The 11776-nt window shown below is 68.9% G+C and carries 11 protein-coding genes, 6 tRNA genes and 1 pseudogene; 14 read left to right on the forward strand and 4 right to left on the reverse strand.

Features of this window, described 5'->3' with window-relative positions; all coding sequences use genetic code 11:
* The coding region (locus KN815_RS31705) for a sensor histidine kinase (RefSeq protein ID WP_372458533.1) at positions 1 to 2310 on the reverse strand (2310 nt) is incomplete at its 3' end.
* A gap of 564 nt (positions 2311 to 2874) precedes the next feature.
* On the opposite strand from KN815_RS31705, the gene KN815_RS31710 reads away from it, so the two are divergent.
* From KN815_RS31710 to KN815_RS31750, 9 genes are all read left to right on the forward strand, one after another.
* The gene (locus tag KN815_RS31710; protein ID WP_216345311.1) at positions 2875 to 3090 is read left to right on the forward strand and encodes a hypothetical protein; all 216 of its coding nucleotides are present in this window, start codon (positions 2875 to 2877) and stop codon (positions 3088 to 3090) included.
* Between the two features lie 121 nt (positions 3091 to 3211).
* Complete coding sequence (locus KN815_RS31715) at positions 3212 to 4003, forward strand: fumarylacetoacetate hydrolase family protein (protein WP_216345312.1); 792 nt, start codon at positions 3212 to 3214, stop codon at positions 4001 to 4003.
* The gene (gene gltX, locus KN815_RS31720) at positions 3996 to 5483 is read left to right on the forward strand and encodes a glutamate--tRNA ligase (RefSeq protein WP_216345313.1); all 1488 of its coding nucleotides are present in this window, start codon (positions 3996 to 3998) and stop codon (positions 5481 to 5483) included. Before KN815_RS31715 ends, gltX begins: the two co-directional genes overlap by 8 nt.
* 167 nt (positions 5484 to 5650) lie before the next feature.
* Positions 5651 to 5722, forward strand: a tRNA-Gln gene (locus tag KN815_RS31725).
* Positions 5723 to 5773: 51 nt separating this feature from the next.
* Positions 5774 to 5846: transfer RNA gene (locus KN815_RS31730), tRNA-Glu, on the forward strand.
* Positions 5847 to 5877: 31 nt separating this feature from the next.
* A tRNA-Glu gene (locus tag KN815_RS31735) sits at positions 5878 to 5950 on the forward strand.
* 31 nt (positions 5951 to 5981) lie between these two features.
* Positions 5982 to 6054 (forward strand) — tRNA-Glu (locus KN815_RS31740).
* 13 nt (positions 6055 to 6067) lie between these two features.
* Positions 6068 to 6139: transfer RNA gene (locus KN815_RS31745), tRNA-Gln, on the forward strand.
* Between the two features lie 22 nt (positions 6140 to 6161).
* Positions 6162 to 6237, forward strand: a tRNA-Glu gene (locus KN815_RS31750).
* A gap of 75 nt (positions 6238 to 6312) precedes the next feature.
* Here the strand turns inward: KN815_RS31750 and KN815_RS31755 are convergent.
* A complete protein-coding gene (locus KN815_RS31755) occupies positions 6313 to 6954 on the reverse strand; it encodes a MerR family transcriptional regulator (protein WP_216345314.1) in 642 nt (213 codons plus the stop codon).
* 95 nt (positions 6955 to 7049) lie between these two features.
* Here KN815_RS31755 and KN815_RS31760 point away from each other — a divergent pair, with 95 nt between their 5' ends.
* Positions 7050 to 7541: a DUF4188 domain-containing protein gene (locus KN815_RS31760; RefSeq protein WP_216345315.1), complete on the forward strand. Its 492-nt coding sequence runs from the start codon at positions 7050 to 7052 to the stop codon at positions 7539 to 7541.
* 10 nt (positions 7542 to 7551) lie between these two features.
* Here KN815_RS31760 and ndgR read toward each other — a convergent pair whose 3' ends face one another.
* The gene (gene ndgR, locus KN815_RS31765) at positions 7552 to 8268 is read right to left on the reverse strand and encodes an IclR family transcriptional regulator NdgR (RefSeq protein ID WP_216345316.1); all 717 of its coding nucleotides are present in this window, start codon (positions 8266 to 8268) and stop codon (positions 7552 to 7554) included.
* Between the two features lie 142 nt (positions 8269 to 8410).
* Here ndgR and leuC point away from each other — a divergent pair, with 142 nt between their 5' ends.
* The 4 genes from leuC to KN815_RS31785 all read left to right on the forward strand — a co-directional run bounded on the left by leuC (position 8411) and on the right by KN815_RS31785 (position 11509).
* Complete coding sequence (leuC, locus tag KN815_RS31770) at positions 8411 to 9841, forward strand: 3-isopropylmalate dehydratase large subunit (protein WP_216345317.1); 1431 nt, start codon at positions 8411 to 8413, stop codon at positions 9839 to 9841.
* 6 nt (positions 9842 to 9847) lie between these two features.
* Positions 9848 to 10441 (forward strand): 3-isopropylmalate dehydratase small subunit, encoded by a 594-nt coding sequence (leuD, locus tag KN815_RS31775; RefSeq protein WP_216345318.1) that lies wholly within the window; start codon positions 9848 to 9850, stop codon positions 10439 to 10441.
* A 124-nt stretch (positions 10442 to 10565) separates the two neighbouring features.
* Positions 10566 to 10811: an SCO5555 family protein gene (locus KN815_RS31780; protein WP_014055151.1), complete on the forward strand. Its 246-nt coding sequence runs from the start codon at positions 10566 to 10568 to the stop codon at positions 10809 to 10811.
* A 125-nt stretch (positions 10812 to 10936) separates the two neighbouring features.
* The gene (locus KN815_RS31785) at positions 10937 to 11509 is read left to right on the forward strand and encodes an HU family DNA-binding protein (protein WP_216345319.1); all 573 of its coding nucleotides are present in this window, start codon (positions 10937 to 10939) and stop codon (positions 11507 to 11509) included.
* Between the two features lie 131 nt (positions 11510 to 11640).
* On the opposite strand, the pseudogene KN815_RS31790 reads toward KN815_RS31785, so the two are convergent.
* Positions 11641 to 11776, reverse strand: a pseudogene (locus KN815_RS31790) (2-phospho-L-lactate guanylyltransferase); the annotation flags it as partial.

Below are 11776 nucleotides of genomic sequence, written 5' to 3' on the forward strand. Positions count from 1 at the left end.
CGGACCCGAGCCCGGGACCTGGCGCCGCGAGGGCGCCGAACCGAGCAGTCCGGCCGAGCCGTTGCCCTGACCACCACCGACGGCCGGCGCACCCTGGCCCGACTTGCCGCCGGCGGCCTGCGGCGCCGGCTTCCGGCCGCCCTGGGCGACATCGACCGGCAGCATGACCAGCGCCGTCGTACCGCCCGAGTCGGACGGCCGGAGCTGGATGCGGATGCCGTGCCGCAGCGACAGCCGGCCGACCACGAACAGGCCCATGCGCCGGGACACCGACACATCGACCGTGGGCGGGGAGGCCAGCCGCTCGTTGATCGCCGCCAGGTCCTCGGGCGAGAGCCCGATACCGGTGTCGTGGATCTCGACCAGCACCCGCCCGTCGGGCAGCGCATGACCGGTGACCTTGACCTTGGTCTGCGGCGAGGAGAAGGACGTCGCGTTCTCCAGCAGCTCGGCGAGCAGGTGGACGAGGTCGTTGACGACCCGGCCCGCGACCTCGGTCGCCGGGACCGAGCTGAGCTCGATGCGCTCGTACTGCTCCACCTCGGAGGCGGCCGCGCGGAGCACGTCCACCAGCGGCACCGGCCGGGTCCACCGGCGGCCGGGCTCCTCGCCCGCGAGCACCAGGAGGTTCTCACCGTTACGGCGCATACGGGTGGCGAGGTGGTCCAGCTTGAAGAGCGAGGAGAGCTGGTCCGGGTCGGCCTCGCGGCTCTCCAGCTCGGAGATGAGCGAGAGCTGGCGCTGGATGAGGCCCTGGCTGCGGCGCGAGAGGTTGGTGAACATCGCGTTGACGTTGCCCCGCAGCAGCGCCTGCTCGGCGGCGAGCCGGACCGCCTCGCGGTGCACGTCGTCGAAGGCCGCGGCCACCTTTCCGATCTCGTCCCGGCTGTGCACACCGACGGATTCGACGGAGGTGTCCACATCCTGCGGATCGGACTCGGAGAGCTGCTTGACCAGTTCGGGCAGCCGCTTCTGGGAGACCTCCTGCGCGGTGTCCTGGAGGCGGCGCAGCGAGCGGACCATGGAGCGGGCGACGACGAAGGCGCCGACCAGGGAGACGCCGAGGACCAGGAGGATCAGCGCACCGTTGAGGATGGCGTCCTGCTGGGCGGAGTCGCGGAGCTCACGAGCCTTCTGCTGCATCTCGCTGAGCAGCGTCTGCTCGATCTTGCCCATCTCTTCGATCTTGATACTGTCCTGGTCGTACCAGTCAAGATCGGTGCGCTTCTCCGCCTTCAGCCCCTCGGGGTCGCGCACCGCGCGGTCGGCGTACATGGTCGCCGCCTTGATGTCGGGGCGGCTGTCCAGCGGGTCGAGCAGATCCTCGGAGTTGCCCTGGCGGATCTGCTTGAAGCGGCCGAGCGCCTCGTTCTCCTTGTCCACCGCGGTCCTGGCGAAGCGGCGGTCGTTGGCGGAGAAGTCGGCGCCCTTGGGGTCGGCGAGCGCGGCGCTGATGAGCGCGCGCTGGATGGAGGCGTACTCCTTGGCCGAGGAGAAGGTGGCGAGCGCGCGGGTGTTGTTGATCATCGCGCGGTTGCTGGTCGCCTGCGCCATGTCCTGGGAGAGCAGCAGCAGCGAGTTGATCAGCTCGTTGTAGTTCTGGACCGTCAGCGAGTAGTACTCGCTGTTGTCGTAGGCCGTGTCACGGACCTCGTTGATCTTGCCGAGCTGACGGTCGATGTTGACGAGCGTGGACTGCACACCGGCCAGCGACTGGTCGCCGGGGTCGATCTGATGGGTGGCCTCGCGGAAGGCCGTGATGGCGCGGTTGGTGTCCTCACGGGTGGAGACGACCCGGTCGTCCTTGTCGTTCCCCTTGCCCGCCAGCGGACCGGCCGACTTGTCGCGCTCCTCCTGGAGCGCGCTGGCCAGTTGGGTGGCCTGCTGCGTCATCTTGGTGAGCAGCTTCATCTGGTCGAGCTGCTCGATGTTGTTCAGCGAGCCCTCGATGCGCAGCGCCCCCAGGGTGGTCGCCGCGACCACCGGGAGGGTGAGCAGGGAGACCAGTCGGGTGCTGATGCGCCAGTTGCGCAGGGCCATGCGATTGCCGGGCCCGGTGGGGCCGGAGGGCTTCGGCTTGGCAGGCTGCTCCGCGTCTCCGCCGCCGCTGGGCGCACTGATCCGGGTAGCGCTCTGCGTGCCGGCCTCGGGGCTCTGATCACCCAGGGTCCTGCCGCTGCTCCCCTGGGCGCGCTGGGGCGAGGAGCCGTGGTCGGTCCCGCCACGCGGCTCCGGGTCCGCCGAAGCGTCCCCACGGCCCTGGCGGGCCTGGGGAGCCCCCATACCATCCCTCTTGATACGTCCCTGCACTAGCGTCGCAACCTCTGGACCAGGCGCCCTCCGGAAGAACCGGCGGAGCGGTGTCGAGTCGTGGGGGACCGCGATCCCCCCTGTCGGTCGTGAGTGACCGGCGCGCTTCCTTTCATGTCGACAAGAGGAGCCCCCCGCCGCTCGGCGCCTCTGTGCTGCGCCCCCGTGCGCGCCGGTGATTCCCGCGGCGGTCCCGGGAATTCCAGCACAGTGCCGGATGCTGCAACAAGGGCAACGGATAAGGCTGTGATCCGTGTGACGCTCAGTGCGGACTTTATTACGGGACGTAGAAAGCCATGTCGGCGATAACGGACTTTCGGGTACGAACCGAAGGTCGCAATCGAGTGTCCGGCTAGCGATGATCAAGAGCGGAACGTCGCGTTCGGGTAGGCGATGTCCGTTTAGGGCGATTGCGCAACTGTCTTCTATGTGGCTTTTGCCCGATCCTTCGTGAGCAATATCACATGCTGACGGTGACTTTTCCTGCGATTCCATGGGCAAGGCCGCCTCTAGCCTGACGCTTTACACAGCCGGTACGGACGACAAGAACGAGGCGTAAACCCAGTGAAGACGACGATGATGTTCCACTCCATAGCCAACCCGCGGCGCACCACCCTGGCCCATCTCAAGGACGTCCAAGAGCTGGGAGAGGCCCAGGACATCAAGGACGCCGGCGACCTGCCGGCCGCGCCCGAGGAGCAGTCGGAGCACCGCGTCGACCTGCCGAACCGGACCGCGAACCCCAAGCGCACCGTGCTGACCGAGGCCCCGGGCCACTGATTCGCCGGGGCTGTGGCGGACGCCACCACTCCCGGCAGGCGGGACGGCGGCGCGCGGGACGCGGAGCGATAGCCTGGAGCGTCAGTCTCCAGCGAGTTCAGTCAAGGAGCCAAGGCTTCCCGTGCGCATCGCCAGATTCTCCATCGACGGCAACGTCGCCTTCGGCGTGGTGGAGGGTGAGCCGTCCGATCAGGACGGCCCCGTCATCGACATCATCAAGGGCCACCCCTTCGCCGAATTCGAGCGCTCGGGCCAGAAGGTCCCGCTGAGCAAGGTCCGGCTGCTGCCGCCCGTTCTGCCGAACAAGGTCGTCGGAATCGGGCGCAACTACGCCGAGCACGCGGCGGAGCTGGGCAACGAGGTCCCCGAGGTCCCGGTCGTCTTCTTCAAGCCGTCCACCTCCGTGATCGGCCCCGGCGACCCCGTCACATATCCCTCCTTCTCCTCCGAGGTGCACTACGAGGCCGAGCTGGCCGTGGTGATCGGACGGATGTGCCGGGAGGTTCCGCGTGAGCGCGTCAAGGACGTCATCCTCGGCTACACCTGCGGCAACGACATCACGGCCCGCGACGCCCAGCGGAGCGAGAAGCAGTGGGCGCGGGCCAAGGGCTTCGACACCTCGTGTCCGCTGGGCCCCTGGGTGGAGACCGATATCGACCTGACGCGCGCCGCCGATCTCGGCATCATGTGCACCGTCAATGGCGAGCAGCGTCAGCTCGGCCGGACGAGCGAGATGGTGCGCCCGATCGAGGATCTGATCGTGCACATCACCGAGGCGATGACGCTGCTCCCCGGCGACGTCGTACTCACCGGCACTCCGGCGGGCGTCGGCCCGCTCTCCGTCGGCGACGAGGTCGCCGTCACCATCGAAGGCATCGGCACTCTCACCAACAAGGTGATCAAGCGTGGCTAGCGCATCCCCCTCCGCCCCCGTGCGAGTTCGTTTCTGTCCCTCGCCGACCGGCAACCCCCATGTCGGCCTGGTCCGCACGGCCCTGTTCAACTGGGCCTTCGCCCGTCACCACGGCGGCACCATGGTGTTCCGCATCGAGGACACCGACGCCGCGCGCGACTCCGAGGAGTCCTACACACAGCTCCTGGACGCCATGCGCTGGCTGGGCTTCGACTGGGACGAGGGCCCCGAGGTCGGCGGACCGCACGCGCCCTACCGCCAGTCGCAGCGGATGGACCTCTACCGCGAGGTCGCGGACAAGCTGCTGGAGGCGGGCCACGCCTACCGCTGCTACTGCACCGCCGAGGAGCTGGAGGAGCGCCGCGAGGCGGCCCGCAAGGCCGGCCGACCCTCCGGCTACGACGGCACCTGCCGCACCCTGACCGCCGGGCAGATCGCCGCGTACGAGGCCGAGGGGCGCGTCTCGATCGTGCGCTTCCGGATGCCGGACGAGCCGATCACCTTCACCGACCTGGTGCGCGGTGAGCTGACCTTCACCCCCGAGAACGTCTCGGACTACGGCATCGTGCGGGCCAACGGCGCGCCGCTGTACACGCTCGTCAACCCCGTGGACGACGCGCTGATGGAGATCACGCATGTGCTGCGCGGCGAGGATCTGCTCTCCTCCACCCCGCGGCAGATCGGGCTCTACCGGGCGCTCGCCGAGATCGGTGTGGGCTCCGGCGAGGTGCCCGCGTTCGGCCATCTTCCGTATGTCATGGGCGAGGGCAACAAGAAGCTCTCCAAGCGCGATCCGCAGTCCTCGCTGAACCTCTACCGGGAGCGCGGCTTCCTCCCCGAGGGGCTGCTCAACTACCTCTCCCTGCTGGGCTGGTCGCTCTCCGCCGACCGGGACGTCTTCTCGCCGGCGGAGATGGTCGAGGCGTTCGACATCTCGGGGGTGAACGCCAACCCGGCGCGGTTCGACCTCAAGAAGGCCGAGGCGATCAACGCGGACCACATCCGGCTGCTGGATGTGAAGGCGTTCATCGAGGCGTGCGAGCCCTGGCTGAAGGCCCCGCACGCGCCGTGGTCCCCGGACGCCTTCGACGCGGACGGCTTCGCGGCGCTGGCCCCGCTGGCCCAGACCCGGCTGACGGTCCTGTCCGACATCACCGCGAACGTGGACTTCCTCTTCCTGGACGAGCCCGCCCGGGACGAGGCGTCCTGGACCAAGGCCATGAAGCCGGGCGCCGACGCGCTGCTGGCCTCGGTCCGTACCCGGCTCGCCGAGGCGGACTGGGACGCCGAGACCCTGAAGGCCGCGGTCCTCGCGGCCGGCGAGGAGCACGGCCTCAAACTGGGCAAGGCCCAGGCACCGCTGCGGGTCGCGGTCACCGGCCGCACGGTCGGGCTGCCGCTGTTCGAGTCCCTGGAGGTCCTGGGCCGCGAGCGCACACTGGCCCGGGTGGACGCGGCGCTGGCGAAGCTGGCGGGATAGCCGCGCGGGGCGCCGCCTGGGCCTGTGAGGCGGCGCCACTCGCGGTGATACTCGTTTTGGTGGCCCGTCCACCATCGGGTAATGTTCTTCCTGCGCCGGACGGGCGGGCCGAGAGGCCGGACCGGGGCGCAAGCCAGACAAAACCCCTTACGGGGGTGGCGTTTTGGTGGGGTATGGTGTAATTGGCAGCACGAGTGATTCTGGTTCACTTAGTCTAGGTTCGAGTCCTGGTACCCCAGCAAGAGACCCGTCGGATGAGTGATGGATCTCTTGATTCAAAGCAGGATCAAGCCCCCGTTGTGTAGCGGCCTAGCACGCTGCCCTCTCAAGGCAGTAGCGCCGGTTCGAATCCGGTCGGGGGTACGGATCTCTTCGAAAGACGGAGATCGCTAGGGCCCCCGTTGTGTAGCGGCCTAGCACGCCGCCCTCTCAAGGCGGTAGCGCCGGTTCGAATCCGGTCGGGGGTACGGATCTCTTCGAAAGACGGAGATCGCTAGGGCCCCCGTTGTGTAGCGGCCTAGCACGCCGGCCTCTCAAGGCGGTAGCGCCGGTTCGAATCCGGTCGGGGGTACTGGTCTATACCATGGGCTATGGTGTAATTGGCAGCACGAGTGATTCTGGTTCATTTAGTCTAGGTTCGAGTCCTGGTAGCCCAGCGCAGCACCTGTGCTGATTCAGGCCCCCGTTGTGTAGCGGCCTAGCACGCCGCCCTCTCAAGGCGGTAGCGCCGGTTCGAATCCGGTCGGGGGTACCAGCGAAAAGCCCTCCGCGACAGCGGGGGGCTTTTTCGTGCCCTGGTCATTCCGCGAATTCATGCCCTGGCCACGGCTCACTCCGCGAAGCGGCGCCCGGATTCCTCGGTTTGCGCGAGCCGCCGCAGGCTGAGCAGCACCGGCTCATAGAGCACCGTCAGCGCCACCACCGCCTCGATCCGCTCGGGCGGGGTGTCGTAGGTCTCCACCAGATCCAGGTCGGCGACGGCCAGTTCACCCGCCAGCCGGGCGTGCACCAGCAGATGCTCGGTGTCATGGGGATATCCCAGGCGGTCCAGCGAGGCGATGGCCGCGACCAGCATCCGGTAGGCGGGGGAGGTGTCGCCCAGCTCCTGGCCGTGGGACCAGTCCATCCGCCGCAGCACGGTGTCCACCTGCTCCCGGGCCCGCGCCGCGTGCGGATCGTCCTCATCGGGCTCGGCGCCGTGCGGCAGCGCCCACACCGCGGCTCCCATCCGGGCGTTCTGGCTGAGCGACTCGTCCTCGGCGGCCTCCAGCACCTCGCGCGCCGTGGCCACCGGCATCCGGCCGACCTGGATCAGTGAGCGCACCAGCCGCAGCCGGCGCAGATGCTCCTCGCCGTACTCGGACTTGGTGGCGGTGATCCGCTCTCCCGGCGGCAGCAGCCGCTCGCGCAGGTAGTACTTGATCGTCGCGGTGGGCACTCCGCTGCGCTCGCTGAGCTCCGCCAGTCGCATCCCTGTTGCACCTTCCGTTGGGGAGTGGCACTATCCAAGCGATGGATAGCGCCGCTATCCAAGACTATCCCGACCGTGGGGGCAAGGGGATCACCATGGGTACCGAGCTGTTCGCCGGCCGTATGACCGCCGAGGCCGAGGGGGAGGTCACCATCTTTCTGGTCGGCATGCGCATCAACCGCTTCCGCGCGCTGCGAAGCTGGCTGCCGGTCTTCAGAGCGATGCCGCGAATGCTCCGCGAGCTGTCGCGGGACAAGGGGAGCGGGATGCTGGGTTATCAGCTCCTGTTCGGCGCGCCCCGGGTGCTCTATGTCGTCCAGTACTGGGACTCGCACGAGAAGCTGCTGGAGTACGCGTCGGCCCAGGACAAGGAGCACCGTCCCGCCTGGGCCGCGTTCAACCGCCGGATGCGGGAGGGCCGGGGCAAGGTCGGCTTCTGGCACGAGACCTATGTCGTACCGGCCGGGGCGCACGAGGCGATCTACCTCAACATGCCGGCGTTCGGCCTGGGCGAGGCCACCGGCGTGGCCCCGGCCGGCCGCCGCGGTGACCGCGCGGCCGACCGGCTGAGCCTGAAGGGTGCGTAACGGGTCGTGATCAATTCCCTCGGCGCAGGGCGTCGGTCAGGCGCGCCGCCGCGTCGATGACGGCCTGGGCGTGCATCCGGCCCGGGTGGCGGGTCAGCCGCTCGATCGGTCCGGAGACCGAGACGGCGGCGACCACGCGGTTGGAGGGGCCGCGCACCGGCGCGGAGACGGATGCCACGCCGGGCTCCCGCTCGCCGATCGACTGGGCCCAGCCCCGCCGTCGTACGCCCGACAGCGCCGTGGCGGTGAAGCGGGCTCCTTGCAGTCCGCGGTGCAGCCGCTCCGGCTCCTCCCAGGCCATCAGGACCTGGGCGGCCGAGCCGGCCTTCATGGGGAGGGTGGAGCCGACCGGCACGGTGTCCCGCAGTCCGGACAGCCGCTCGGCCGCGGCGACACAGATGCGCATGTCTCCCTGGCGCCGGTAGAGCTGCGCGCTCTCGCCGGTCACATCCCGGAGATGGGTGAGCACCGGACCGGCCGTGGCGAGCAGCCGGTCCTCGCCCGCCGCCGCCGCGAGCTCGGCCAGGCGGGGGCCCAGGATGAAGCGTCCCTGCATGTCGCGTGCCACCATCCGGTGGTGCTCGAGTGCGACCGCGAGCCGGTGTGCCGTGGGGCGGGCGAGACCGGTCGCCCCGACCAGTCCGGCGAGGGTGGCCGGGCCGGACTCCAGGGCGCTCAATACCAGAGCCGCCTTGTCGAGAACGCCGACGCCGCTAGAGTTGTCCATGAAACGATACTCGCGTCTCACACTGTGAAACGCAAGTTCATTTTCCGGGGAGACCCGCGACCCTGTAAATGGCGGGCCCGCAGACCAGGGCGCGCAGTCGAGACAAGTTGGGCCGGCACTGGCGCCGGTCGGAGGGAATGCGATGGGACGGACACTCGCGGAGAAGGTCTGGGACGATCATGTCGTCCGGCACGCCGAAGGCGAGCCCGACCTTCTCTTCATCGATCTGCACCTGCTGCACGAGGTGACCAGCCCGCAGGCGTTCGACGGCCTGCGCAAGGCCGGCCGCACGGTCCGTCGTACCGATCTCACCCTCGCGACCGAGGACCACAACACCCCGACCCTCGACATCGACAAGCCGATCGCGGACCCCGTCTCCCGCGCCCAGTTGGAGACGCTGCGCAAGAACTGCGCGGAGTTCGGTGTCCGGCTGCACCCGCTCGGCGATGTCGAGCAGGGCGTCGTCCACGTGGTGGGACCGCAGCTCGGACTGACCCAGCCCGGTACGACCGTGGTCTGCGGTGACAGCCACACCTCGACCCACGGCGCCTTCGGCGCGCTCGCGTTCGGCATCGGCACCAGCCAGGTCGAGCATGTGCTGGCGACCCAGACGCTGCCGCTCGCGCCGTTCAAGACCATGGCGATCACCGTCGAGGGCGAGCTGCCCGAGAGCGTCACCGCCAAGGACCTGATCCTGGCGATCATCGCGAAGATCGGCACCGGCGGCGGCCAGGGCTATGTGATCGAGTACCGCGGCTCCGCCATCGAGAAGCTCTCGATGGAGGCCCGGATGACCGTGTGCAACATGTCCATCGAGGCGGGCGCCCGCGCGGGCATGATCGCCCCGGACGAGACGACCTTCGCCTATCTGGAGGGCCGCCCGCACGCCCCCCAGGGCGACGACTGGGACGCGGCCGTCGCGTACTGGCGCACCCTGCGCAGCGACGACGACGCGGTCTTCGACCATGAGGTCGTCATCGACGCCACCGAGCTCGCCCCGTTCGTCACCTGGGGCACCAACCCCGGCCAGGGCGCTCCGCTGTCGGAGTCGGTCCCGGACCCGGCCTCCTTCGAGGACGCCAGCGAGCAGTTCGCCGCCGAGAAGGCCCTGGAGTACATGGGTCTGACGGCAGGTCAGCCGCTGCGCGACATCGCGGTGGACACGGTCTTCGTCGGTTCCTGCACCAACGGCCGGATCGAGGACCTGCGCTCCGCCGCCTCGGTGCTGTCCGGCCACTCGGTGGCCGACGGCGTACGGATGTTGGTGGTCCCCGGCTCGGTGCGGGTCGCCCTCCAGGCGGTCGAGGAGGGGCTGGACAAGGTGTTCACCGCCGCCGGCGCCGAATGGCGGCATGCGGGCTGTTCGATGTGTCTGGGCATGAACCCCGACCAGCTCGCGCCCGGTGAGCGCTCGGCGTCCACCTCCAACCGCAACTTCGAGGGGCGGCAGGGCAAGGGCGGCCGGACCCATCTGGTCTCGCCGCAGGTGGCCGCCGCCACCGCGGTGCTGGGCCATCTGGCCTCGCCCGCCGATCTGTCCGACGCGGCCGTATCGACTCCCGTGGGGGCCTGAGCAGTCATGGAAGCATTCACCACGCACACCGGCCGGGCCGTTCCGCTGCGCCGCAGCAATGTGGACACGGACCAGATCATCCCGGCGCACTGGCTCAAGAAGGTCACCCGCGACGGCTTCGAGGACGGACTCTTCGAGGCTTGGCGCAAGGACCCGGAGTTCGTGCTCAACTCGGCCGCGTACAAGGGTGGGACGGTGCTGGTGGCCGGTCCCGACTTCGGCACCGGCTCCTCGCGCGAGCACGCGGTATGGGCGCTTCAGAACTATGGCTTCAAGGCCGTCATCTCGTCCCGCTTCGCCGACATCTTCCGCGGCAACTCCCTCAAGAACGGGCTGCTGACCGTCGTCCTGCCGCAGGAGACCGTGGACCGGCTGTGGAAGCTGGTCGAGGCGGACCCCGCCGCGGAGGTCACCGTGGACCTCGTCGACCGCCAGGTTCGAGCCGAGGGCATCACGGCTGATTTTGAGCTTGACGAGAATGCTCGGTGGCGACTCCTGGAGGGGCTGGATGACATCAGCCTCACCCTCAGGGAGGACGAATCCATCGCCGCGTACGAGGCGCGTCGTCCCTCCTTCAAGCCCAGCACGGTGGAGGTCTGACCCCCCGGTTCTCCCTGTACAGAGCGGGTTTGGCAAGATGCGCCGCCGGTCCTCGGACCGGCGGCGCATCGGCATGTTGAGGCCCCGTGAAGCGACAACTCGCCTCAGATGGCACAATCAGTGCATGGAACGCGACGGCCAACTCGAGCTCTACGGCATCGTCGCCGACCGGCTCAAGGAAGCGCACGCAAGAGTGCGCGCACTGCAAGTCCCGGAGGGCGTACGGATGGCGCTGTCCCGGAAGCTGCTGGTCATCACCTCAGCGGCGAAACACGATCTCGCAGATGCGGCAAAGCGTCTGGAGCGGTTGATGAACGACCTCGACGAGGGCCGTTTCCCCCAAGATCCCGACACCGACGGAAGTCCGTGACGATCGAGTGCGTTGCGGCACAAGGGTGATTAGCCCGTTTCGTGTTTGATTTGCGGTATATATCTGCCTAACGTGCGAAAAGGCTTGAACACATTGATTCCGGCAATGTCTCCGAAGGGGAAGACGTGAACAAGGCGCAGCTCGTAGAAGCGATTGCCGACAAGGTTGGCGGCCGTCAGTCGGCCGCCGAGGCCGTCGACGCAGTTCTGGACGCCATCGTCCGGGCGGTCGTCGCCGGGGAGCGAGTTTCAGTCACTGGATTTGGTTCGTTCGAGAAGGTGGAACGGCCCGCCCGGTACGCCCGCAACCCGCAGACCGGGGAGCGCGTGAGGGTCAAGAAGACCTCGGTGCCCCGCTTCCGTGCCGGTCAGGGGTTCAAGGACCTGGTGAGCGGCTCCAAGAAGCTCCCGCGCGGCGGTGAGGTCGCCGTGAAGAAGGCTCCCAAGGGCAGCCTCCAGGTCGCCGCGAAGAAGGCCGCGGCCAAGAAGGCGACCGCCAAGAAGGCTCCTGCGAAGAAGACGACGGCCAAGAAGGCGGCGGCCAAGAAGGCCCCGGCCAAGGCCGCCGCCAAGAAGGCCCCCGCCAAGAAGACGACGGCCAAGAAGGCGACCGCCAAGGCCGCCGCCAAGAAGGCCCCGGCGCGCAAGACGAGCGCCCGTAAGACCACCACGAAGAAGACCACCGCCAGGAAGCGCTAGCCGGCGGCGCACAGGCGCCGCACTGTTCACGCGCCGGGCCGGGCTCCCCGAGGGAGCCCGGCCCGCGGTGCTGTCCGCGGTGCTGTCCGCGGTGCTGTCCGCGGTGCTGTCCGCGGTGCTGTCCGCGCCGTTCAGAACGTCTGGAGCGTGACGAGGACGACCCGGCGCTGCTCGCCCTCGCCCGCCACCTCGATCCGCACCCGCTGGCCCGGGCGCAGCATCCGCAGCCCCCCGGCGTCGAAGGCCGCGGTGTCGAACGGCAGCGGG

The sequence above is a fragment of the Streptomyces niphimycinicus genome (assembly GCF_018883605.1).
GTDB classification, from domain to species: Bacteria; Actinomycetota; Actinomycetes; order Streptomycetales; family Streptomycetaceae; genus Streptomyces; species Streptomyces niphimycinicus.

Bases quoted from the DNA above. Each gene is read 5' to 3' on its own strand.
- KN815_RS31755 (WP_216345314.1), bottom strand. From the start codon at position 6,954: ATGCGACTGGCGGAGCTCAGCGAGCGCAGCGGAGTGCCCACCGCGACG.
- KN815_RS31760 (WP_216345315.1), top strand. From the start codon at position 7,050: ATGGGTACCGAGCTGTTCGCCGGCCGTATGACCGCCGAGGCCGAGGGG.
- ndgR (WP_216345316.1), bottom strand. From the start codon at position 8,268: ATGGACAACTCTAGCGGCGTCGGCGTTCTCGACAAGGCGGCTCTGGTA.
- leuC (WP_216345317.1), top strand. From the start codon at position 8,411: ATGGGACGGACACTCGCGGAGAAGGTCTGGGACGATCATGTCGTCCGG.
- leuD (WP_216345318.1), top strand. From the start codon at position 9,848: ATGGAAGCATTCACCACGCACACCGGCCGGGCCGTTCCGCTGCGCCGC.
- KN815_RS31780 (WP_014055151.1), top strand. From the start codon at position 10,566: ATGGAACGCGACGGCCAACTCGAGCTCTACGGCATCGTCGCCGACCGG.